The organism is Delftia sp. ASV31 (genome assembly GCF_016428765.1).
In the GTDB taxonomy this organism is placed as follows: domain Bacteria; phylum Pseudomonadota; class Gammaproteobacteria; order Burkholderiales; family Burkholderiaceae_C; genus Comamonas; species Comamonas acidovorans.
On record NZ_JAELTK010000002.1, the window covers coordinates 105,964 to 129,724 of the forward strand.

16 protein-coding genes and 3 tRNA genes are annotated in these 23,761 nt (G+C 68.0%); 10 read left to right on the plus strand and 9 right to left on the minus strand.

Annotation, left to right across the window (positions count from 1 at the left end; translation table 11 throughout):
* The first annotated feature begins 28 nt into the window (after window positions 1-28).
* Complete coding sequence (locus tag JHD82_RS01385; RefSeq protein ID WP_012206656.1) at window positions 29-355, plus strand: hypothetical protein; 327 nt, start codon at window positions 29-31, stop codon at window positions 353-355.
* 44 nt (window positions 356-399) lie between these two features.
* On the opposite strand, the gene JHD82_RS01390 is transcribed toward JHD82_RS01385, so the two are convergent.
* From JHD82_RS01390 to JHD82_RS01405, 4 genes are all read right to left on the minus strand, one after another.
* Window positions 400-475, minus strand: a tRNA-Asn gene (locus JHD82_RS01390).
* Window positions 476-520: 45 nt separating this feature from the next.
* A tRNA-Asn gene (locus JHD82_RS01395) sits at window positions 521-596 on the minus strand.
* 53 nt (window positions 597-649) lie between these two features.
* A tRNA-Asn gene (locus JHD82_RS01400) sits at window positions 650-725 on the minus strand.
* 87 nt (window positions 726-812) lie between these two features.
* Window positions 813-1,181 carry a YbaN family protein gene (locus JHD82_RS01405; RefSeq protein WP_049801494.1) on the minus strand — a complete coding sequence of 123 codons (369 nt, stop codon included), beginning with the start codon at window positions 1,179-1,181 and terminating at the stop codon, window positions 813-815.
* Between the two features lie 289 nt (window positions 1,182-1,470).
* Here JHD82_RS01405 and def point away from each other — a divergent pair, with 289 nt between their 5' ends.
* On the plus strand, window positions 1,471-2,010 hold the full coding sequence (gene def / locus JHD82_RS01410; RefSeq protein ID WP_013801513.1) for a peptide deformylase: 540 nt from the start codon (window positions 1,471-1,473) through the stop codon (window positions 2,008-2,010).
* Window positions 2,011-2,299: 289 nt separating this feature from the next.
* Window positions 2,300-3,793: a nucleobase:cation symporter-2 family protein gene (locus JHD82_RS01415; RefSeq protein ID WP_012206653.1), complete on the plus strand. Its 1,494-nt coding sequence runs from the start codon at window positions 2,300-2,302 to the stop codon at window positions 3,791-3,793.
* A gap of 76 nt (window positions 3,794-3,869) precedes the next feature.
* On the opposite strand, the gene JHD82_RS01420 is transcribed toward JHD82_RS01415, so the two are convergent.
* Both JHD82_RS01420 and map read right to left on the minus strand, forming a co-directional pair.
* Entirely contained in the window at window positions 3,870-6,503 is a 2,634-nt protein-coding gene (locus JHD82_RS01420) for a [protein-PII] uridylyltransferase (protein ID WP_199135179.1), read from the minus strand.
* Window positions 6,504-6,592: 89 nt separating this feature from the next.
* The gene (gene map, locus JHD82_RS01425) at window positions 6,593-7,408 is read right to left on the minus strand and encodes a type I methionyl aminopeptidase (protein WP_034396030.1); all 816 of its coding nucleotides are present in this window, start codon (window positions 7,406-7,408) and stop codon (window positions 6,593-6,595) included.
* Window positions 7,409-7,585: 177 nt separating this feature from the next.
* Between map and purL the strand changes: the two genes are divergently transcribed.
* Window positions 7,586-11,620, plus strand: a complete 4,035-nt coding sequence (gene purL / locus JHD82_RS01430) for a phosphoribosylformylglycinamidine synthase (protein WP_199135180.1) — start codon at window positions 7,586-7,588, stop codon at window positions 11,618-11,620.
* A 78-nt stretch (window positions 11,621-11,698) separates the two neighbouring features.
* Here purL and JHD82_RS01435 read toward each other — a convergent pair whose 3' ends face one another.
* From JHD82_RS01435 to JHD82_RS30250, 3 genes are all read right to left on the minus strand, one after another.
* Window positions 11,699-12,538, minus strand: a complete 840-nt coding sequence (locus JHD82_RS01435) for a TIGR03915 family putative DNA repair protein (RefSeq protein WP_199135181.1) — start codon at window positions 12,536-12,538, stop codon at window positions 11,699-11,701.
* 15 nt (window positions 12,539-12,553) lie between these two features.
* Complete coding sequence (locus JHD82_RS01440; protein ID WP_199135182.1) at window positions 12,554-13,873, minus strand: putative DNA modification/repair radical SAM protein; 1,320 nt, start codon at window positions 13,871-13,873, stop codon at window positions 12,554-12,556.
* A 195-nt stretch (window positions 13,874-14,068) separates the two neighbouring features.
* Window positions 14,069-14,200, minus strand: coding sequence for a hypothetical protein (locus JHD82_RS30250; protein WP_256974396.1), 132 nt, complete (start codon window positions 14,198-14,200; stop codon window positions 14,069-14,071).
* A 151-nt stretch (window positions 14,201-14,351) separates the two neighbouring features.
* Here JHD82_RS30250 and JHD82_RS01445 point away from each other — a divergent pair, with 151 nt between their 5' ends.
* From JHD82_RS01445 to JHD82_RS01470, 6 genes are all read left to right on the plus strand, one after another.
* Window positions 14,352-15,797, plus strand: a complete 1,446-nt coding sequence (locus tag JHD82_RS01445) for an SWIM zinc finger family protein (protein WP_199135183.1) — start codon at window positions 14,352-14,354, stop codon at window positions 15,795-15,797.
* Window positions 15,794-17,560, plus strand: coding sequence for a DUF5691 domain-containing protein (locus tag JHD82_RS01450; protein WP_199135184.1), 1,767 nt, complete (start codon window positions 15,794-15,796; stop codon window positions 17,558-17,560). The genes JHD82_RS01445 and JHD82_RS01450 overlap by 4 nt, the downstream gene beginning before the upstream one ends.
* Before the next feature lie 65 nt (window positions 17,561-17,625).
* Window positions 17,626-18,708 (plus strand): AAA family ATPase, encoded by a 1,083-nt coding sequence (locus tag JHD82_RS01455; RefSeq protein WP_012206645.1) that lies wholly within the window; start codon window positions 17,626-17,628, stop codon window positions 18,706-18,708.
* Between the two features lie 62 nt (window positions 18,709-18,770).
* Window positions 18,771-21,344, plus strand: a complete 2,574-nt coding sequence (locus tag JHD82_RS01460; protein WP_199135185.1) for a DUF5682 family protein — start codon at window positions 18,771-18,773, stop codon at window positions 21,342-21,344.
* Complete coding sequence (locus JHD82_RS01465; RefSeq protein ID WP_012206643.1) at window positions 21,341-22,573, plus strand: VWA domain-containing protein; 1,233 nt, start codon at window positions 21,341-21,343, stop codon at window positions 22,571-22,573. Before JHD82_RS01460 ends, JHD82_RS01465 begins: the two co-directional genes overlap by 4 nt.
* Window positions 22,574-22,701: 128 nt before the next feature.
* On the plus strand, window positions 22,702-23,679 hold the full coding sequence (locus JHD82_RS01470; RefSeq protein ID WP_012206642.1) for a DUF808 domain-containing protein: 978 nt from the start codon (window positions 22,702-22,704) through the stop codon (window positions 23,677-23,679).
* The last annotated feature ends 82 nt before the right edge of the window (window positions 23,680-23,761 follow it).

Consider the following 23,761-nt stretch of genomic DNA (forward strand, 5'->3'; position numbering starts at 1 on the left):
CTGTGAAGGCATCGAAGGAGGATGAGCGATGTTTTTCAGCAAAATCTTTGGCGCAAGCCTTGCCGAGCCGCGCTATATCCGTCGCACCCGGGCCTACCTGCAGGAAGCCCGCATGGCGATGCTCGAGCACACCATTGCCGCGGAGTACTACAAGTCCTCTGCTGACATGTATGCGGAACGTGCCGCACGGCTGGAGGAAGAGCTCCGCGCATGGGAAGAGGGCGTCGAGCAATCCCGCGCTGCCCATGTTTCGCGCCGCGCGCATGCCCGGCACAGCAAGCCCGTCACCGTGGAGCCCGCCGCAACTCCATCGCCACCGAACACGCCCACCGTGGGCATGGTGCGTGCAGCCTGACCCAACAAAAAAGCCCGCATGCGTTGGCATGCGGGCTTTTCATCTGGCTCCTCAACCTGGGCTCGAACCAGGGACCTACGGATTAACAGTCCGGCGCTCTACCAACTGAGCTATTGAGGAATATGTTGGCGTTGGGTCTTGTGCGATTGCAAGGCCACTGAAATTTGGCTCCTCAACCTGGGCTCGAACCAGGGACCTACGGATTAACAGTCCGGCGCTCTACCAACTGAGCTATTGAGGAATACACGTCTATCGACAGAGATCTTGTGCGGTTGCAAGATCTTGAAATTCTTTTGGCTCCTCAACCTGGGCTCGAACCAGGGACCTACGGATTAACAGTCCGGCGCTCTACCAACTGAGCTATTGAGGAACAAGACCTAGATTATATGACGTAAAAAACACGTCACAGAAAACTCGGGGGAATTTTTTCAGGAAGGCCTGCTGCAGGCCTTCATTCTCACGGCTCGGGCCTGAACCACAGCCACACCAGCACGCAGCCCATGGAGGTCAGCGCCACGGCCTGCACCCAGGCGGGCGGGCGTGTCCACAGCAGTATGACGGCGCACAGGCTCATCATGGCGCTGGCGCTCCATTTGGCGCGCCGGCTCACGCAGCCGCCCCGTGCCCAGTTGCGCAGCATGGGGCCGAACAGGCGATGGCGCCACAGCCAGGTGTGCATGCGCTGCGAGCTGCGCGCCGCGGCCCAGCCGGCCATGAGCACGAACACCGTGGTGGGCAATCCTGGAATGAAGATGCCGGCAATGCCCGTGGCCAGGCTCAGGCAGGCAAACAGCTGCAGCGCCCAGCGCAACGGGGCGGCCGGCATGCGGTGCAGGGGAGGGGGATCGTCATCATGGAAGGCCGGCGCCGTGCCTGCCTGCGCAGTGGCCTCGGGCTCCAGGGTCTGTGCCGTGGGTATTTGCTGCGCGCCTGCCTCACGGTCCTCTGGGGACGCGGTGGATGACTCTCTGGCGGTGCTGGGCATGCTGCGATTGTGCCAGCGCGCTGTGGCCATGGCGGCCAAGAGGTAGCCAAGAGGTGGCCAGGGGGCGGCCGGGAGCCGGGCGGCCGCTATGCTTGGCAACCCGCATTTACATGCATAGCCTTGCACTGCCATGACTGTCCGCACCATTTTGAAGATGGGCGATCCGCGCCTGCTGCGCGTCGCCCAGCCCGTGACCGAATTCGACACCGACGAACTGCACCTGCTGCTCAGCGATTTGCTGGACACCATGCATGCAGCCAACGGCGCGGGGCTGGCCGCGCCGCAGATTGGCGTGGACCTGCAGATGGTGGTGTTCGGCTCCGGCCTGCCCAATCCGCGCTACCCTGATGCGCCCGTGGTGCCGCGCACCGTGCTCATCAACCCGGTCATCACGCCCATGGGCGAGGATGAGCAACTGGACTGGGAAGGCTGCCTGTCCGTACCCGGAATGCGCGGCATGGTGCCGCGCTGGAACCATATCCGCTACACGGGCTTCGATGTGTTTGGCGATGCCATCGACCGCACGGTGGATGGCTTTCATGCGCGCGTGGTCCAGCATGAGTGCGATCACCTCTGGGGAAAGCTCTATCCCATGCGCATGCGTGACTTCAGCCAGTTCGGCTTCACCGATGTGCTGTTCCCCGGCATCAGCGCGGCCGAGGACGACTGAGCGGGCGGGCGCTGCCCGTATTCAAGGATCTTCGGTCAGGTCTTTGTATACAAATCGGTAGACAATTTTTCCATGCTGGCGCCGTACATTGGCACTTCCCGCCAAGGCGGGGATTGTGTGCGTTCGCCCGCCAAGAGCTGCCAAGCAGCCACCGGGCTTCGCGATGCAGGATGCAGGAGAGCGCGGCCTATCGGGTCGGCGGCAAAAGGTGCGCGGGGGCGCGCCTGCCGCCATCCGGCTGCCGCGTACTTGTCCGGCGTTCTGTGAACAAGAGGACAAGGAGACAGCGATGGAAAAAAGTTCTGGCAATGCGCCGGCCCTGGGTACAGACATCCGCCCGGAGGACGAGCAACTCGGCCTCACGGCCAACACCCTCTATGGTTTGCAGCATGTGCTGACCATGTACGGAGGCATCGTGGCCGTGCCCCTGGTCATGGCCAATGCGGCCGGCATGTCGGCGGCCGACACGGGCCTGCTGATCACGGCCTGCCTTTTCATGGGCGGGCTGGCCACGCTGCTGCAGACGCTGGGCATTCCGTTCTTCGGCTCGCGCCTGCCGCTGGTGCAGGGCGTGTCCTTCTCGGGCGTGGCCACCATGGTCAGCATCCTGCACACAGGCGGCGGCATGCAGGGCGTGCTGGGCGCCGTGCTCTTTGCCTCGGTGTTCGGCCTGATCATTGCGCCCATTTTTTCCAAGCTCACCCGGTTTTTCCCGCCGCTGGTCAATGGCTGCGTGATCACCATCATCGGCCTGTCGCTGATGCCGGTGGCGGCCCACTGGGCCATGGGCGGCAATCCCCAGGCGGCCGACTACGGCAGCATGGGCAACATCGGGCTGGCGGGCCTGTCGCTGGTCATCGTGCTGGCACTGAGCAAGCTGGGCAACGCCATGATCTCGCGCCTGTCCATCCTGCTGGCCATCGTCATCGGCACGGCGGTGGCGGCCATGATCGGCAAGTCCGACTTTTCCGAGGTGGGCAGCGGCGCCTGGTTCGCCGTGCCCATGCCGCTGCACTTCGGCTGGCCGACCTTCAGCCTGGCGGCGACCCTTTCCATGTCCATCGTGATCCTGGTGACCCTGGTGGAAACCTCGGCCGATATCCTGGCCGTGGGCGACATCGTGGGCACCCGCGTGGATTCGCGCCGCCTGGCCGACGGCCTTCGCGCCGACATGCTGTCCAGCGTGGTGGCGCCGTTCTTCGGCTCGTTCACGCAGAGCGCCTTTGCCCAGAACGTGGGCCTGGTCGCGGTCACGGGCATCAAGAGCCGTTATGTCGTGGCCTTCAGCGGCCTGATCCTGATCGCCTTCGGCCTGCTGCCCATCATGGGGCGCATCGTGGCCTGCGTGCCGCCCTCGGTGCTGGGCGGCGCGGGCCTGGTGCTTTTTGGCACGGTGGCGGCCAGCGGCATCCGCACGCTGGCCAAGGTGGACTATCACAACAACATGAACCTGATCATCGTGGCCGCGTCCATCGGCATGGGCGTGCTGCCCATGGTCAAGCCAGACTTCTATCACCACTTCCCGGACTGGTTTGCCACCATGTTCCATTCGGGCATCAGCTCCACGGCGGTGACCGTGCTGCTGTTGAACCTGGTCTTCAACCACTTCAAGCAGGGCAACCCCGAGGAGCCTTCGGTGTTCGGCGCAGGTTCTGAGCGCGTGCTCAGCGAGGCCGTGCTGTCTGCCCTGGCCGATGGCGACCGGGTGGTCGACGGCAAGCTCTATGACCGCGAGGGCAAGGAAGTGGCCACGGTGTCGGCGCCTGCGGCCGCCATGCACTGACGGCCGCACCCGCGCCGGAGCCTGGATGCAAAAGGCCCGCCCTGGTTGACAGGGCGGGCCTTTTTTCTCCACAAGTTCAGATCGCCAAGGCCTGCAGCAGCTCGGTTTCTATGAGCAGCTGGCGCTGGTTGTTCTGCAGTTCGGCGCCCTCGATCAGAAAGCTGTCTTCCACGCGCTCGCCCAGCGTGCTGACCTTGGCCAATTGCACGCTCAGGTGGTGCTGCGCCAGGATGCGCGCCACGGTGTAGAGCAGGCCGGCGCGGTCCGTGGCCGAGATGGACAGCAGCCAGTGCTGGGCTTTTTCGTCTGGCTGCAGCGTGACGCGCGGCGCAAAGGGAAAGCTTTTGACGCGGCGCGACAGGCGCCGGGGGGATGGCTCGCGCAGCGGCCCGCCCTGCATCAGCGCGGCGACCAGGTCGTTCTCAACCATGTGCATCAGCTCGCGGTACTGCTCCTGCATGGCGGGCGCGACCACCTGGAAGGTGTCCAGCGCATAGCTGTTGTGGGCCGTGTGCACGCGCGCATCCAGAATGGAGAAGGCCGCCCGGTCGAAGTAGCCGCAGATGCGCGCGAACAGATCGGGCTGGTCAGGCGCGTAGACCAGCACCTGCAGCCCCTCGCCGGCCAGGGAGCGGCGCGCGCGCACCACGGGGCGGGTGGTGCCCACGTGGCGCGACAGGTGGCGCGTGTGCCAGGCGATGTCGGCCGCCTCGTGGCGCATGAAATAGTCCACGCCCAGCGTGTCCCAGAGCTTCTTGTGCGATTCGAAGGGCTGGGCTGTCAGTGCCAGCTGCACCAGGGCCTCGCGGCGGCGGGCCTCGATTTCGGCGGCTGCATCGGGCGCGCGTCCGCCCATGACGCGCAAGGTCAGGCGATAGGTGTCCTCCAGCAGCTTGCCCTTCCAGGCGCTCCAGACCTTGGGGCTGGTGCCGCGGATGTCGGCCACGGTCAGCAGGTACAGGGCCGTGAGGTTGCGCTCGTTGCCCACGCGCTCGGCAAAGGCCTGGATCACCTCGGGGTCCGACAGGTCCTGCTTTTGCGCGACCTGGCTCATGGTCAGGTGCTCGCGCACGAGGAATTCGATCAGCTCGGCGTCGGCGCGCGCAATGCCGTGGGCGCGGCAAAAACGCTTGGCCTCCACGGCGCCGATGATGGAGTGGTCGCCGCCGCGGCCCTTGCCGATGTCGTGGAACAGCGCGGCCACGTACAGCAGCCAGGGCTTGTCCCAGCCGCTGGCCAGCTGGGAGCAGAACGGGTACTCATGCGCATGCTCGGCCATGAAAAAGCGCCGCACATTGCGCAGCACCATGAGGATGTGCTGGTCCACCGTGTAGACGTGGAACAGGTCATGCTGCATCTGGCCCACGATGCGCCGGAACGGCCACAGGTAGCGCCCCAGCACCGAGGTCTGGTTCATCAGCCGCATGGCGTGCGTGATGCCGCTGGGCTGCTGCAGGATCTTCATGAAGGTGGCGCGGTTGACCGGGTCGCGCCGGAAGGCCGCGTCCATCAGGTCACGCGCGCCGTACAGCGCGCGCAGCGTGCGCGCCGACAGGTCGGTGAGGCCCACATGGGTCTCGTACATCAGAAAGGTTTCGAGGATGGCGTGCGGCTCGCGCTCGTAGAGATCGTCGCTGGCCACCTCGATGGTGCCGGCCTTCTCGTAGAAGCGCGAGTTCAGCCGGATGCGCGGCGTGGGTCGCGGGTTCAGCCGCTCCTCGATGTTCAGCCGCAGGATCTGGCACAGCTGGGTCACGGCCTTGGCCGCCCAGTAGTAGTGGCGCATCAGCGTCTCGCTGGCGCGCATGGCCAGCTTGCGCCCCTCGGCCGAGGTGGAGCGGTAGCCAAAGGCCTCGGCCACGGCGGTCTGCTGGTCGAAGACCAGGCGGTCCTCATGCCGGCCCGCCACCGCATGCAGGCGCGCCCGTATCAGGCTCAGCAGGGCTTCGTTGTCCTCGAGCTGCCGGCGCTCGAAATCGGTGATCAGCCCCTTGCCGGCCAGGGCCTGCCAGCTGCTGCCCAGGCCTGCGGCACGGGCCAGCCAGATCATGGTGTGCAGATCGCGCAGGCCGCCGGGCGATTCCTTGCAGTTGGGCTCCAGCGAGTAGGGCGTGCTCTCGTACTTGTTGTGGCGCTGGCGCATTTCCAGCAGCTTGCCGGACAGAAAGGCGTGCGCATTCATCTGGGCCTGATAGCGCGTCTGGAACTCGGCGAACAGCGGCTCGCTGCCGCAGATGCGGCGTGATTCCAGCAGGGCGGTCTGCACCGTCAGGTCGCGCTCGGATTCCTCCAGGCATTCGGCCAGCGTGCGCACGCTGGAGCCGATCTCCAGGCCCGCGTCCCAGCAACTGCCAATGAATTTCTCGATGCGCGAGGCCAGCTCGGCATCTGCCGTGCCGGCGGCTGGCAGCAGCACCAGCACGTCGATGTCGGAATAGGGAAACAGCTGGGCGCGCCCGAAGCCGCCCACGGCGGCCAGGCAGGCCTCGGGCGGCATGCCGGCGCGATGCCACAGCGCGCGCAGCAGCGTGTCGGCCAGATCGCTCAGGTGCTGCAGCACCAGGCGCACGCCGCGCCGGCCCATGGTGGGCGCCAGCAGCGAGCCTATCCAGCGCCCGCGATCCCGGGCGTACTGCGCGCGCAACTGCTCCAGCGAGTCCGGGGCAGAGGGCGCAGCGTGGGAAGGAGTGTGGTCAGTGGTCTGTTTCATGCGCGGCGAGGGCAGGGAAGGCGCCGGGAGCGGGTGCCCCGGACGCCATGCCATTTTGCCTGCGCATCACGCAAGAAACATGCCGAGCCTCAGCAGCTCGTGGTGGTAACGAAGGGGGGCAGCGCGGGCGAGCCGGCCGACAGGGTCATGACTTCGTAGCCGGTCTTGGTCACCACCAGGGTGTGTTCCCACTGGGCCGAGAGGCTGTGGTCCTTGGTCACGATGGTCCAGCCGTCCTTGCCCAGTTCCTTGATCTCGCGCTTGCCCAGGTTGAGCATGGGCTCGACGGTGAAGACCATGCCTTCTTCCAGCACGGTGCCCGTTCCGGGGCGGCCGTAGTGCAGGATCTGGGGCTCTTCGTGGAACTTCTGGCCGATGCCGTGGCCGCAGAACTCGCGCACCACCGACAGGCCGTGGCCTTCGGCAAAGGTCTGGATGGCGTTGCCGATGTCGCCCAGCGTGGCGCCGGGCCTGACCTGCTGGATGCCCAGCCACATGGCGTCGAAGGTCAGTGCCGACAGGCGCTTGGCTGCGATGGAGCACTCTCCGATCATGAACATGCGGCTGTTGTCGCCGTACCAGCCGTCCTTGGTGATGACCGTGACGTCCACATTGACGATGTCGCCCTTCTTGAGCGGCTTGTCATTGGGAATGCCGTGGCAGACCACATGGTTGACCGAGGTGCACAGGTGTCCGGGGTAGGGAGGGTAGCCGGGCGGCTGGTAGCCGATGGTGGCGGAGACCGTGCCCTGCTGTGCCATGCATTCGGCGCCCAGGCGGTCGATCTCGGCCGTGGTGATGCCGGGCTTGATGTGGGGGGTGATGTAGTCCAGCACTTCCGAAGCCAGGCGGCAGGCCACGCGCATGGCTGCGATGTCTTCAGCGCTCTTGATGGTGATGCTCATGCCCGCAATTATCCCATTGCGCCTTCGGGCGTGCAGGGGTAAGGGGCGGCTGTCGCCATCGGGACGGCTCAGCCCGGTAAAATAGCGGCCTCACCGATTCAGCGCCTTGCAGCCAGCCCCCGGAGGGCGGGGCCGCAGGGCGCTTTTCACAAGCCTCCTCACCCAACAGGCCGCCACGTGACCTTGCATCTGACACAGTTGGAGGGTGGAAACGCTCTCAGCTCGTTCCGCGCCCAGCAGCTCCTGACCGAACTGGTCTCCATCCATCCCAAAATCACCGGCATTGCCGCGCGCTTCGTGCACCTGGTGGCCACGGACGCCGCACCCACGCCCGCATTGCAAGAGCGCCTCCAGGCGCTCTTGACCTATGGAGACCCCTATGAAGGCCCGGCCGACGGTGCTGCCCTGGTGGTCACGCCGCGCCTGGGAACGATCTCCCCCTGGGCCTCCAAGGCCACGGACATTGCCCGCAACTGCGGCCTGGGCGTGTTCCGCGTGGAGCGCATCACCGAATACCGCATCGCCTTCAAGACCGGCCTGCTGAGCAATGTGCTGGGCAGCGCGCCTGAGCTTTCGGCCGAGCAGACTGCACGGATCGCCGCCTTGCTGCACGACCGCATGACCGAGTCGGTCTTCGCCACGCGCGCCGAGGCCGAGCAACTGTTCTCCGCCCTGGACGCCGCTCCCATGGAGTTCGTCGATGTGCTGGGCGGCGGCCGCGCCGCGCTGGAGACTGCCAACCGCCAATGGGGCCTGGCCCTGGCCGACGACGAGATCGACTACCTGGTCGATGCCTTCAAGGGCCTCCAGCGCAATCCCACGGACGTGGAGCTGATGATGTTCGCGCAGGCCAACAGCGAGCACTGCCGCCACAAGATCTTCAACGCCCAGTTCACCATCGACGGCGTGGCCCAGGACAAGAGCCTGTTCGGCATGATCCGCAACACGCACCAGGTCTCGCCCCAGCACACGGTGGTGGCCTACTCGGACAACGCCTCCATCATGGAAGGCCATGAGGTCGAGCGCTTCGTCGCCACCTTCGAGGCGGCCCTGGACAAGATCAAGGCGCCCAGCTACCAGAAGAAGCAGGCCGTCAACCACGTGCTGATGAAGGTGGAGACGCACAACCACCCCACGGCCATCTCCCCCTTCCCCGGCGCATCGACCGGCGCGGGCGGCGAGATCCGCGACGAGGGCGCCACGGGCCGCGGCTCCAAGCCCAAGGCCGGCCTGTCGGGCTTCACGGTCTCCAAGCTGTGGGGCAGCGAAGTGGGCAAGCCCGAGCACATCGCCAGCCCGCTGCAGATCATGATCGAGGGCCCGCTCGGTGGCGCGGCCTTCAACAACGAATTCGGCCGTCCCAACCTGACCGGCTATTTCCGCGAGTACGAGCAGCAGGTCGGCGTGGGTGCCGATGCCGTGATGCGCGGCTACCACAAGCCCATCATGATCGCGGGCGGCCTGGGCGTGATCGACTCCGAGCTGACTCAGAAGATCGAGTTCCCCGCCGGCACCCTGCTGATCCAGCTGGGCGGCCCCGGCATGCGCATCGGCATGGGCGGCGGCGCTGCCAGCTCCATGGCCAGCGGCACGAACGCGGCCGAGCTGGACTTCGACTCCGTGCAGCGCGGCAATCCCGAGATCGAGCGCCGCGCCCAGGAAGTCATCAACCACTGCTGGGCCCAGGGCGACAAGAACCCCATCCTGGCCATCCACGACGTGGGTGCCGGCGGCCTGTCCAATGCCTTCCCCGAGTTGACCAACGATGCGGGCCGCGGCGCGCGCTTTGACCTGCGCGCCGTCAACCTGGAGGAATCCGGCCTGGCGCCCAAGGAAATCTGGTCCAACGAAAGCCAGGAACGCTATGTGATGGCCATCGCTCCCGAATCGCTGGCCGAGTTCACGGCCTTCTGCGAGCGCGAGCGCTGCCCGTTCGCCGTGATCGGCACGGCCACGGAAGAACGCCAGCTGGTGCTGGAGGACACGGCGGTGGCCTCGGGCGACCAGAAGTTCCCCGTGGACATGCCCATGAACGTGCTGCTGGGCAAGCCGCCCAAGATGCACCGCGACGTGGCCACCGTGCAGCGCGAGCTGCCGCCCATGGACCTGACCGGCGTGCCGCTGGAAAAGGCCGTGATCGACGTGCTGGCCCACCCCACCGTGGCCTCCAAGCGCTTCCTGATCACCATTGGCGACCGCGCCGTGGGCGGTCTCACGCACCGCGACCAGATGGTCGGCCCCTGGCAGGTGCCCGTGGCCGACGTGGCCGTGACCCTGGCCGACTACCGTGGCTTCAAGGGCGAGGCCATGGCCATGGGCGAGCGCACGCCGCTGGCCTCCATCAACGCCCCGGCGTCGGGACGCATGGCCGTGGCCGAGGCCATCACCAACATGCTGGCCGCGCCCATCGAGCTGTCCAAGGTCAAGATGTCGGCCAACTGGATGGCGGCCTGCGGCGAGCCCGGCGAAGACGCGGCGCTCTACGCCACCGTCAAGGCCGTGGGCATGGAGCTGTGCCCGCAGCTGGACATCTCTATCCCCGTGGGCAAGGACAGCCTGTCCATGCGCACCCAGTGGAACGAGGGCGGCCAAGTCAAGAAGGTGACCTCGCCCGTCAGCCTGATCATCACGGGCTTCGCCTCCATCGACGATGTGCGCGGCACGCTCACGCCCCAGCTGGACGCCACGGAAGACGACAGTACCCTGGTCCTGGTGGACCTGGGCCGCGGCAAGATGCGCATGGGCGGCTCCATCCTGGGCCAGGTGCTGGGCCAGTCCGGCAATGAAACCCCTGACCTCGATGACGCCAAGGACCTGATCGCTCTGGTCGATGCCGTTAACGACCTGCGCGCCAAGGGCCAGATCCTGGCCTACCACGACAAGGGCGACGGCGGCCTGCTGGCCACCGTGGCCGAGATGGCCTTCGCCGGCCATGTGGGCGTGGCCATCAACGTGGACATGCTGGTCACCGAAGGCGACGGCATCAGCGACAGCCGCATGGACTCGGGCGAAGGCAAGAACTGGGCCTCCCAGATCAGCGGCCGCCGCGACGACATGACGCTGCGCGCACTGTTCAACGAAGAGCTGGGCGCCGTGCTGCAGATCCGCACGGCCGACCGCGCCGCCGTGCTGCAGACCCTGCGCGAGCATGGCCTGTCCACCTGCAGCCACATCATCGGCAAGACGCGCCCCGTCTCGTCCAAGGTCGATGCGGGCAAGGGCGAACTGCAGGTCTGGCGCGATGCCAAGTCCGTCTTCGGCGCCTCGCTCAGCGACCTGCACCAGGTCTGGGATGCCGTCAGCTGGAAGATTGCCCAGCAGCGGGACAACCCGGCCTGCGCCGACAGCGAGCACGCCGCAGCCGGCGAGCCTGCCGACCCGGGCATGCACCTGCACCTGACGTTCGACCCGGCCGAGAACCCCGCCGCACCCTTCCTGAACCTGGGCGCGCGCCCCCGCGTGGCCGTGCTGCGCGAGCAGGGCGTGAACTCCCATGTGGAAATGGCCTACGCCTTCACCGAAGCCGGCTTCGACGCGGTGGACGTGCACATGACCGACCTGCAAAGCGGCCGCGCGCAGCTGCAGGACTTCGCCGGCGTGGTGGCCTGCGGCGGCTTCAGCTACGGCGACACGCTGGGCGCCGGCATCGGCTGGGCGCGCTCCATCACCTTCAACGACAGCCTGTCCGCGCAGTTCCAGCAGTTCTTCGGCCGCAGCGATACCTTCGGCCTGGGCGTGTGCAACGGCTGCCAGATGTTTGCCGAGCTGGCCGACATCATTCCCGGTGCGCAGGACTGGCCGCGTTTCACGCAGAACCAGAGCAACCGCTTCGAGGCGCGCCTGTCCATGGTGGAAGTGCTGGAGTCGCCCAGCCTGTTCCTGCAGGGCATGGCCGGCAGCCGCCTGCCCATCGCCGTGGCCCACGGCGAAGGCTTTGCCAACTTCCGCTTCCGCGGCAATGCGGACAAGGCCATCGCCTCAATGCGCTATGTGGACAATCACGGCAAGGCCACCGAGCAGTACCCGTTCAATCCCAACGGATCGGCCGGCGGCCTGACGGCAGTGACCACGGCCGATGGCCGCTTCACGGCCATGATGCCCCACCCCGAGCGCGTGTTCCGCAACGTGCAGATGAGCTGGACCAACGGCGACAAGTCGGAATTCAGCCCCTGGATGCGCGTGTGGCGCAACGCCCGCAAGTGGCTGGGTTGATGCACTGAGCGACGCTGCAAAGCAGACAAAGGCCCTTCGGGGCCTTTTCTTTTTTCTGTTTCTTTTTGGCGGCTGCCGTTACGGCGCCAGCATCTGCGCCGTGCGCGCGCGGGCCTGCTGGACCAGGGTGGAGATCAGCACCGTCTCGGGCAGGTTGTGCCAGTAGCGGCGCGGCATCTCGCGCAGCATGGCCTGCTCCTTCAGGCGCGCCGGGTTGAAGGTGCTGGCGTAGTAGGTCAGCCACAGGGCCTCGCCCGCGTCGGCTGGCGGGGCATCGCTGCGGCGCGCACCGGGCGCCAGGCGCAGCGCATGGCCGTCCCAGTGCGCGCTGCATTGCGGCGTGAGGATGGCCCAGTGCATGTTGGCAAAGCGCTTGCAGAAGAAGGGCGCCGCCGCGCGCACGATGTGGTGCTCGGGCTCGAACCAGGCAATGTGCAGATCGGGCTGGTTCTGCCGCTGCGTGGTCCGAAAGCGCACAAAAGCGTGCATCTTGTGGATCTCGCGCGAGACGGGGCGGGCCAGGGCCTCGATGGCGCGCCAGTCCGCATCCAGCGCATCCAGCCTCAGTTCGGGCCGGGCCTGCATGCGCGCCAGCCAGCGGTGGCATAGCTCGAAGCGGCCCGCCGCGCGGTGCATGCAGGCATGGCGCAGCGCGGACATCTGGGTGTCCGACAGGGACAGCCCTGCCTCGCCGGGGCCGGCCAGCCCGGCAAGCGCCGAGGCGGGCATGGCCTGCTGCGGCGCGCTGGAAAACAGGTCCACCCCCGCGCCGAGTGGCTGCGCACCCTGCGTGTCAGGCCACCGCCAGCGCACCAGGGCGGGGTCGGCGCCATGGGCCAGCAGCGCCCTGCAGGCTGCGCGAAAGCCGGGCCAGTCGTCGGGGCTGTCGAGTTCGATGGTGAGAGCCTGTGCTTGCATGGCGTGCTCCAGGCGCTAGAACAGGCTGGCCTGCAGCGCGTTTTGCACGCGCATGCCGCTGTGCCGTGCCTGGGCCTGGCTGGCCTGCGACTGCGCGATCAGCCGTGTGCGCAGCGCGGCCGAGTCGGTCTCGCCCAGCAGGGGCCGGTGGCCGTCGATCAGCACGAAGGGCAGGGCCTTTTGCACGGGGGCGCGCAGCCGCAGCAGATCGTCCAGCCGCAGCCTGCGCACGCGGCGCGCCGCCAGCAGGCGGTCCACCGTCTGCGTGCCCAGGCCCGGCACGCGCAGCAGCAGGCTGCGTGGCGCACGGTTGAGGTCCACGGGGAACTGCTGTCGGTTGGCCAGCGCCCAGGCCAGCTTGGGGTCGATCTCCAGGTCCAGCATGCCGTGGCGGCTGGCCGCCGCGATCTCGCCCGCCCCGTAGCCGTAAAAGCGCATCAGCCAGTCGGCCTGGTAGAGCCGGTGCTCGCGCATGAGGGGCGGCGCCTGCGGCGGCAGATCGCGCGAGGCATCGGGAATGGGGCTGAAGGCCGAGTAGTACACGCGGCGCAGGCCGTAGCCCGCATACAGCGTGTGGCTGGATTCGAGGATGTCGGCATCGGTTGCGCGGTCGGCGCCCACGATCATCTGCGTGCTCTGCCCGCCCGGCGCAAAGCGGGGCACGGCGGCGCGCTGCGCGGGCGCGCCGGGCAGGGACTGCGCCTGGCGCTGCTCGCGCGTGGCCGCGCGCCAGGCCTGTACATGCCGGTCCACGCCCTGCATGGCCTGGCGTATGCGCTGCCCATCCTTTTCAGGCGCGAACTGCGCCAGGCCGCTGGCCGTGGGCAGTTCCACATTGATGCTCAGGCGGTCGGCATGGCGGCCTGCCTGGGCCAGCAATTCGGGGGCGGCATCCGGGATGGTCTTCAGATGGATGTAGCCGCGAAAGTCATGCTCCTCGCGCAGGCGGCGCGCCACTTCCACCAGTTGCTCCATGGTGTAGTCGCTGGAACGGATGATGCCGCTGGACAGGAACAGCCCCTCGATGCAGTTGCGCCGGTAGAAATCCAGCGTCAACTGCACCACCTCGGCCACCGTGAAGCGGGCGCGCTGCACGTTGGAGCTCTTGCGGTTGATGCAGTAGCGGCAGTCGAAGATGCAGACATTGGTCAGCAGGATCTTGAGCAGCGAGATGCAGCGCCCGTCGGGCGCATAGCTGTGGCAGATGCCCATGCCGGTGACCGAGCCAATGCCCTTGCCGTCCAGCGAGTCGCGCCCCTGCGATCCGCTGGAGGCGCAGCTGGCGTCGTACTTGGCGGCGTCGGCGAGGATGAAAAGTTTGCGTTGCAGCTCCATGGCTGTATAAATATACAGTATATTTGCATGGCACGTCCGGTTTTCTGAGAGCCCATCCCCCAGCCAGGGTCTGGTCCGGCCTTGCCTGGCTGCGGGTCGAACGCACTGTCGCGCTATCGCAATGGCCAGCGGATTGCAATGGTTGCCAGTGCAATGGAATGAAACCGTTTTCAGGTGCGGAATGAGTGCTTGCTTTCAATGGGTGGCGATGTGCATCGCAGGAAATGGTGAATGCGTGTTTTCTGCGTCTTTCGCAATGCCTGAAGGCTGGCATGGCTTGGTGCCATCAATGCATGCGCTGATATAGCGCAGCTGGCTGCGCGCCATGGGGTTCCCCATTCATGGGAGAGAGGCTTGGTGTTGTTGTGAATTGTTTCAAATTGCCGATAACTATTGCTGATAGGCTTTCAGTTTTGCCGGGCAGTGCCGTTTCATTCAATGCGCCCGGCGATGACAAACACTTGGAGAGGGAGCTTCGGTGTCGCGTGTATTAGGAACAGAGAGCGAAGTGCTGGCGCTGTCGCCGGACGCCTCATCCAGCAAGGCCGCCAAGGGCCTGCAATCGCCCGCCAAATGGCCCGCCATGGGCGCCAATGATGTGGCGGTCTGGGGTGAATGCCAGGGCAGCGGCAGCAAGCCCTACCAGACCCAGGTGGACCTGTCGGGGCCTTCCTTCAAATGCTCTTGCCCCAGCCGCAAATTCCCCTGCAAGCACGGGCTGGCGCTGATGCTGATGCGTGCCGGCGGGCAAGTCCCCGAAGGCGTTGATCCGCCTGCCTGGGTGCAGACCTGGCTGGACAGCCGCCAGGAAAAGGCCGAGAAGAAAGAGGCCAAGGCTGCCGCCGCAGCGGCCGAGCCGCCACCCGATCCCGAGGTCGCGGCCAAACAGCAGGCCAGGCGCGAGGACAAGCGCTGGGACAAGGTCGAAGCCGGCCTGCAGGAACTGTCGCTGTGGATGCAGGACATGGTGCGTGCGGGCCTGGCCAACCAGGCCAGCGACACGCAGATGCGCCAGCGCTGGAACAACATGGCCGCGCGCATGGTCGATGCGCAGGCCACCGGCATGGCGGCGCGCATCAAGGATTGCCGGGATCTGGTGGACAGCCACCGCGACTGGCCGCGCGACATGCTGGTGCAGCTGGGCCACTGGCAGTTGATCATCGACGCCGTGCGCCGCCGCGAATCGCTCAGCCCCGAGGTCAAGGCCGACGTGATGGCCGCGCTGGGCTGGCCCATGGACAAGGCCGAGGTGCAGGCCAGGGGCCAGCTGGTCGAGGACGAATGGCTGGTGGCCGGCCTGCGCATGATCGAGCGCGAAGGCCGACTCATGGAGCGGCGCGTCTGGCTGCAGGGCCAGCGCACTGGGCGCATGGCCCTGGTGCTGGACTATGCGCAGGGCGGCCGCGGCTTCGAATCGGCCTGGGTGCCGGGCCATTGCTACGGCTGCGCGCTGAATTTCTATCCGGGCCATGCGCCGCTGCGCGCCATTGCGGCCAATGGCAACGGGCCTGCGCTGCCTGCCGATGGCGCCAGCCCGCTGGCCAACTCGGCCGGGGGCGACGTCCTGCAACTGCTGGGCCAGCGCATTGCCGCCAACCCGCTGCAGGCCACGCAGCCGCTGTGCCAGGACCGGCTGCGGCTGGTGCCCGCCCAGGGCCAGTGGTTCGCGGCCTGGCCCCAAGCGCCGGATGCATCGCCGGTCGCCCCTGGCACGGCGGCGCCAGTGCAGCCCGTTCCCGTGGCGATTGAAGATGCCGAGGCCTGGCGCCTGCTGGCGCTCAGCGGCGGTGCGCCCATGCAGCTGTTTGGCGAATGGGAACCCGGCCCGGCCGTGGGCCGCTGGCGGCTGCTGAGCGCCTGGCAGGCCCGCGAAGGCGAAACCGCCCAGCAATGTATCTGGCAGAACCAGGGTGATCCGGTATGAGCAACGCACAACTTTGGGCTGCGCTGCAGCAATCGGCCATGGTCGGCTCGGACCGGCTGGCCGTGCCGCCTGCGCTGGCTTCTGGCGTGGACCCGTCCGCAACCGGGTCGCAGCAGGCCGTGCAGGCCGCGCTGCAGCCCCGCACTGACGTGGCCGGTGACTCACCCGCCCAGCAACTGCTGCGCGCCAGCGCCGTGGCGGCCGTGTTCGAGCGGGCCGGCTGGCAGCCTGGCGTGCAGGTGCGCCTGACGGCACCGCTGGCCGTGCCGGCCGCAGCGCCTGCGGAGTCGCGCATCGCGCCTGCCGATGCGCGCCTGCACACCCTGATGGGCGACGTGCTCAAGGACGGCCCGTTCGAGCTGCAGGCCTCCATGCTGCGCACCCTGGACCAGGCCGGCCAGCGCCTGCCCCATGACCTGCTGGTGCCTGCGCTGGAGCAGGGCCGCCAGTCCGTGGAACTGCGCCAGTGGCTGGCCCCCGTGCTGGGCGAGCGCGGGCGCTGGCTGGGCGCGCTCAACCCGCAATGGGGCTATGCCAGCGGCGTGGAGGAAACCGCCGACCCCGAGCTGGTCTGGCAGGAAGGCTCGGTGGAGCAGCGCGTGGCCCTGCTGCGCAGCGAGCGCGCAACCGATGCCGCCAAGGCCCGCACGCGGCTGGAAGGCAGCCTGAAGGAGCTGGGCGCCAAGGAGCGCCTGCCCCTGGTCCAGGCCCTGGCCGTGGGGCTGGGCATGGACGATGAGCCGCTGCTCGAAAAACTGCTGTCCGACCGCAGCAAGGAGATCCGCGAGAACGCCGCGCAAATGCTCTCGTGCCTGCCGGACAGCGCGCACAGCCAGCGCGTCATGGGCTGGATGCAGTCCATGCTGCAGCAGGACGACAAGGGCCAGTGGATCGTGGAGCCTCCCGAAGAAGGCCTCAAGGAATGGGAGCGCGACGGCATCACGCTCAAGCCCGACGCCTACCACCGTGGCGGCAAGAAGGCCTGGCTGCTGGAGCAGATGGTGCAGCTCACGCCCGTGTCCTTCTGGACCCGCGCCCTGGGCCTGACGCCCCTGGAAGTGATGGAGTGGAGCCGGCGCAGCGACTGGAAGTCCTCGCTGCGCCAGGGCTGGGTGCGGGCCCTGCAGTACCAGCTGGACGTGGAATGGATCGATGCCGCCCAGACCATGGGCCGCGACATGCGCCACGACGCGCTCCTGCCCGCCCTCATGGCCCGGCTGTCCCGCGAGGAACGCGAGACCCGCTGGATTGCCCAGTTCGAGCGCGACAGGCACAAGCTCATCGACGCCATCGAAGGCATGTCCCAGTCGCTGGGCGGCGCCGAAGTGCTCTCGCCCGCGCTGTCTGCGCGGCTGACCGAGGCACTGCACCTGGCCGTGGGCGGCAAGCAGATCACGGGCAACTGGCACAGCTACCGCGCCGACCAGGCCCTGCTGTCCTGTGCGCGCATGCTGGACGTGACCGCGCTGGAGCGCTTTGCCGAACTGTGGCGCAAGCCCTCGGTGCTGGATGCGCAGCCCGAGCCCGAGCCCGAGCCGCAAACCGAACCTGCTGCTGCAGCAGTCACGGCCACCGCTACCGCCACAGCCGCTGCAGTTGCCGCACCGGCAAGCATTCCCCTCACGCCCCAGCAGCAGGCGCGCCTTGAACGCAGCCGCGTGCGGCCCTGGGACGAGGAGCGCATGCGCGGCCATCTGGAGCGCATCGTCGATCTGCGCCTGGGCCTGCACCAAGCCTTTGTTGCCCTGCGCGGCCCGGCCTGAGCCGCGCCCGTCCTGCCGCATACCCCGAACCGAATCCAACCCTTACCCCTTCCCGGAAGCACACCATGAGCCAAGTCCTGCGCCAGCATGCCGAACAGCAATTCGCCGAAGAACTCGAAGCCCTGCGCAAGGTGGACGACCGTCCGCGTCCGCCCAACTGGAAGCTCTCGCCCTGGGCCGTGCTCCAGTACCTGATGGGCGGCAAGCTCGGCAACGGCTTCGAGGTCAGCCCCAAGTACATCGGCAATCCGCGCCTGATGGAAATCGCCGTCTCCACCCTGGCCACCGACCGCGCCCTGCTGCTGTACGGCGTGCCGGGCACGGCCAAGTCCTGGGTGTCCGAGCACCTGTCGGCAGCCGTCAGCGGCGACTCCACCATGCTGGTGCAGGGCACGGCCGGCACCAGCGAGGAGCAGCTGCGCTACGGCTGGAACTACGCCCAGCTGCTGGCCCACGGCCCGTCCGAGAAGGCGCTGATTCCCAGCCCCCTGGTCAATGCCATGAAGCTGGGCAAGATCGCCCGCATCGAAGAGCTGACCCGCATCCCGGCCGACGTGCAGGACACGCTGATCACCGTGCTGTCCGAAAAGACCCTGCCCGTGCCCGAGCTGGGCAGCGAAGTGCAGGCCGTGCAGGGCTTCTCGGTCATCGCCACGGCCAACAACCGCGACAAGGGCGTGAACGAGTTGTCCAGCGCGCTCAAGCGCCGCTTCAACACCGTCATCCTGCCCGTGCCGGCCTCGCAGGACGAAGAGGTGCAGATCGTCACCAAGCGCGTGGCCGAGCAGGGCCGCGCCCTGGCCCTGCCCGCCGAGCCGCCGGCCCTGCAGGAAGTGCGCCGCGTGGTGCAGATCTTCCGCGAACTGCGCAACGGCCAGACCGAAGACGGCAAGACCGTGCGCGTCAAGTCGCCCAGCAGCACGCTGTCCACGGCCGAGGCCATCTCGGTCATCAACAGCGGCATGGCGCTGGCCGGGCATTTCGGCGACGGCGTGCTGCGCGCGGGCGATGTGGCCTCGGGCCTGCTGGGCGCCGTGATCAAGGACCCGGTGCAGGACAGCGTGGTCTGGAAGGAATACCTGGAGACCGTGGTCAAGGAACGCAGCGACTGGAAGGACCTGTACCGCGCCTGCCGCGAGCAGCTCTGAAGCCCGCACTCCCGCACCGCTGACCGACCGCATCTTCTGCGCATCTCCTGCGCACTTCCCGTATGGCCACCTCTGCCAATCCGCTTCATTTCTTCGGCATCCGCCACCATGGCCCGGGCTGCGCGCGCAGCCTGCTGCAGGCCCTGGAGCAGCTGCAGCCCGACTGCCTGCTGGTGGAAGGGCCGCCCGAGGGCGAGTCCCTGCTGCCCATGCTGCAGCATGCCGACCTGCAGCCGCCCGTGGCCATGCTGGTCTATGTGCAGGACAGTCCGGCCCATGCCGCCTTCTATCCCTATGCCGAGTTCTCGCCCGAATGGCAGGCCCTGCAATGGGCGGCGCGCCAGGGCGTGGCCACGCGTTTCATCGACCTGCCCCAGACCCACCGCATGGCGCTGGACATGGCCGAGCAGGAGCGGCGCCGGGCCGAGGCGGCGGCGGCAGATGCAGCCGATGCAGGCGCGGATGCGGCCGATGGAGGCCAGGATGCAGATGCCGGCTCCGATTCCGTCGCCGCTGCGGCAGACGGCAGCCAGCTACAGAGCAATGCCGCCGAGGCCCTGGACCGCGACGACACCACGCAGTCCGTGCCGGCTGCCGACCTCGCCGTCGATCCCTCGGACTCCGGCAGGCGGGACTGGCGCGATCCGCTGGACCTGCTGGCTGAGGCCGCTGGCTACCCCGACGGCGAAAGCTGGTGGAACCGCATGGTCGAGGAACGCGGCGACGGCGCCACCCTGTTCGAGGGCATTGCCGAAGCCATGACCGTGGTGCGTGCCGAGCTGCCCAACGAAGTGCGCGGAGAACGCCATGCCCAGCGCGAGGAGCTGCGCGAAGCCTGGATGCGCCAGTGCATGCGCGAGGCCGTCAAGGCCGGCCACCAGCGCATTGCCGTGGTCTGCGGCGCATGGCATGTGCCTGCCCTGCAGGCCCAGGTCACCGCCAAGGCCGATGCCGCCACGCTCAAGGGCCTGCCCAAGGCCAAGGTCCAGGCCACCTGGGCACCCTGGACCTACCGCAACCTGTGCTCATCCAGCGGCTATGGCGCGGGCGTGGATTCGCCGGGCTGGTATGAACATCTGTGGCGCTGCTCCGAGCCTGTGCCCGAGTCCTTGCTCCAGCCCGCACCTGCTGCCGACCCGGCACGCGCCAGCACCCAGCGCACCGTCGGCTGGCTGGCGCGCGTGGCCCATCTGCTGCGCTCCAAGGACCTGGACTGCTCCAGCGCCCACATCATCGAGGCCACGCGCCTGGCCGAAAGCCTGGCGGCCCTGCGCGGCCATGCCAGCCCCGGCCTGCCCGAGCTGGACGAGGCCATCGTCACCGTCATCAGCATGGGCGAGCGCACGCCGCTGCGCCTGATCGAGCGCGAACTCAGCGTGGGCGACCGCATCGGCGGCGTGCCCGCCGACGTGCCCCAGGTGCCGCTGCAGCGCGACATCGAGCAGCAGCAAAAAAGCCTGCGCCTCAAGCCCGAGGCGGCCGCCAAGGTCCTGGCCCTGGACCTGCGCAAGGACACGGACCGCGAACGCAGCCACTTCCTGCACCGCCTGCGCCTGCTGGGCATAGAGTGGGGCAGCGTCACCACCGACCAGCAGCGCAACCGTGGCACCTTCCGCGAAAGCTGGCAGCTGCAGTGGGAGCCCGAGCTGGCCGTGCGCATCATCGAGGCCAGCCGCTACGGCGGCACCCTGGTGCAGGCCGCCGCGGCCAAGGTGCGCCAGGCGCTGACGCCCGAGACCCCGCTGCCCGAGCTGGCCAAGACCATCGACGACGCCCTGCTGGCCGACCTGCCTCACCTGGTCGATGCCCTCATGCACGACCTGGCCGACCGCTCGGCCAGCACCGGCGATGTTTCCCAGCTCATGCAGGCGCTGCCGCCGCTGGCCAATGTGCTGCGCTACGGCAGCGTGCGCCAGACCGACACCCAGGCCCTGGCCACGGTGATCGACAGCATGGCGCTGCGCGCCGCCATCGGCCTGCCACTGGCCTGCATGGCGCTGGACGAAGACGCTGCAAGACACATGCAGGCCACGGTGCTGCAGGCCCACGAGGCCCTGCGCCTGCGCGATGCCGAGGAGCCGCGCGAAGCCTGGTTCGGCGCCCTGCGCAGCATTGCCATGGGCGACGCGGGCGCCGCCTTGCTGCGCGGCGCGGCCTGCCGCCTGCTGCTCGATGCCCACCGCCTGGACAGCGAGGCCGTGGCCACGCAACTGGGCCGCAATCTCTCGCTGGGCGTGCCGCCGCTGGACGCTGCCGCCTGGCTGGACGGCTTTCTCAACCGCCAGGCCCTGGTGCTGCTGCACGACGACGCCATCTGGGGCGCCGTCGATGCCTGGCTGGCGCAGCTGGGCGAGACCCAGTTCACCCAGATCCTGCCCCTGGTGCGCCGCAGCTTCTCGGCCTTTTCCAACCATGACCGCCAGAGCCTGGGCGAAAAGGCTCGGTGCGGCCAGGGCAGTGCGGCCGTGGCGGCCGCATCCGCAGGTGCCGCAGGTGCCGCAGGTGCGGCAGGCGATGGGAACGACGGCGCCTGGAACGAGGCGCGTGCCGTGCTCGCCATTCCCGTACTCGATCAACTGCTGGGCCTGAACCTGCCCGCGCAACTGCTGTCCAGCCCGCAGGAGGCCCAGCCATGAACACCGCTGCCACCGTGAACGATGCATCCCTTGCCGGCGCCGACCCGCAGGAGACCGCCCCCCAGCCCACCACCCGCCTGCAACGCTGGCGCCTGGTGCTGGGCCAGCCGTCCGAGGCCAGCTGCGGCGGGCTGGGCCCCAAGGGCAGCTCCATCGACGAGATGGACAAGGCCCTGGCCGCGCTCTACGAAGAGGACAACAAGGACGGCGGCCTTTCGCGCCGCGGCGGGCGGGGCAACTCCTCGCCCAGCGTGGCGCGCTGGCTGGGCGACATCCGCAAGTACTTTCCCAGCCAGGTCGTGCAGGTCATGCAGCGCGACGCCATGGAGCGCCTGAACCTGCGCGAACTCATGCTCCAGCCCGAAATGCTGGAGCATGTGCAGCCCGACGTGCACATGGTGGCCGACCTCATCTCCCTGGGCTCCGTCATCCCGCAGAACACCAAGGAGACCGCGCGCATCGTCGTGCGCAAGGTGGTGGATGACCTCATGCGCCGCCTGGAAGAGCCCATGCGCAGCGCCGTCTCGGGCGCGCTGGACCGCAGCCAGCGCAACCGCCGTCCGCGCCACTCCGAGATCGACTGGAACCGCACCATCCGCGCCAACCTGCGCCACTGGCAGCCCGACTACCGCACCATCGTGCCCGAGACCCTGGTCGGCTACGGCCGCAAGGTGCGCCGCCCGCAGCGCGAAGTCATCCTGTGCATAGACCAGAGCGGCTCCATGGCCAACTCCGTCGTCTACTCCAGCATCTTCGGTGCCGTCATGGCCAGCCTGCCGGCCGTCGCTACCCGTCTGGTGGTCTTCGACACGGCGGTGGTGGACCTGACCGACAAGCTCTCCGACCCGGTGGACGTGCTCTTTGGCGTGCAGTTGGGCGGCGGCACCGACATCAACCGTGCCGTGGGCTACTGCCAGGGCCTGATCAGCGAGCCGCGCAACGCCATCGTCGTGCTCATCTCCGACCTTTACGAAGGCGGTGTGGAAAGCGGCCTGCTCCGCCGCGCCTCCGAACTGGTGGAGTCGGGCGTGCAGTTCATCACCCTGCTGGCGCTCAGCGACGAAGGCGCCCCCGCCTACGACGCGCAACTGGCCGCCAAGCTGGCCGCGCTGGGCGTGCCCTCGTTCGCCTGCACGCCGGACGCCTTCCCGCAGCTCATGGCCGCCGCCATCCGCCGCGACGACGTGGCGGCCTGGGCGGCAGGGCAGGGCTTCAAGACCAGCAAGTGACGGACGGCCGGTCGGCCCCGTGACCGGGCTGGCCGCCGGGCATCTCCTACATGGGCAGGACATGCCCAGGCCCCATGATGGCGCCCGGGCAAAAAGAAGTTCCCCGAACAATTCACTGGAGTAATGCGATGGCTGGTGCTGGTTTGCTGATGCTGCTGGACGATATTGCAGCGATCCTGGACGACGTGGCCCTCATGACCAAGGTGGCAGCACGCAAGAGCGTGGCCATGGCCGACGATGTGTCCGTCATGACCAAGGTGGCCGCGCAGAAGACGGCCGGCGTGCTGGGTGATGACCTGGCCCTGAACGCCCAGCAGGTCACGGGCGTGCGGGCCGAGCGCGAGATTCCCGTGGTCTGGGCCGTGGCCAAGGGCTCGCTGATCAACAAGGCCATCCTGGTGCCGGCGGCGCTGCTCATCAGCGCCTTCATTCCCTGGGCTGTCACGCCGCTGCTCATGGTCGGCGGCGCCTTTCTGTGCTTTGAGGGTTGCGAGAAGCTGGCCCACAAATTCCTGCATTCGCCCGAGGAAGATGCCGTGGAGCGCGAGCGCCTGACCCAGGCCAATGCCGATGCGGGCGTCGATCTCGTCGCCATGGAAAAGGACAAGATCAAGGGCGCCGTGCGCACGGACTTCATCCTCTCGGCCGAGATCATCGCCATCACGCTGGGCACCGTGGCCTCGGCGCCGTTCGGGCAGCAGGTCGCCGTGCTGGCGGGCATTGCCCTCATCATGACCGTGGGCGTCTATGGTCTGGTGGCCGGCATCGTCAAGCTCGATGACCTGGGACTGTGGCTGGGCCAGCGTGCCAGCGCCGCGGCCCGCGCGCTGGGCCGGGGCATCGTCGCCGCCGCGCCCTGGCTGATGAAGGGGCTGTCCGTTGCGGGCACGGCCGCCATGTTCCTGGTGGGTGGCGGCATCCTCGTGCACGGCGTGCCTGCGCTGCACCACGCCGTGGAGGGCCTGGGCGAGGCCGTGGCCCAGGGCGCGCTGGGCGGCCTGTGGCGCGTGCTGGCCGTCAATGTGCTCAACGCGGTGGCCGGCATCGTGGCCGGTGCCATCGTGCTGGCGGCTGTCGAAGGCATCAAGCGCCTGCGCCGCCGCTGAGTCGCGGCAAACATCGCCGGCCGGCCCTGCAGCCGGCAAGGCACGCCACGGGGGCCGGACGGCCCCCGTTTGCATGGAATTT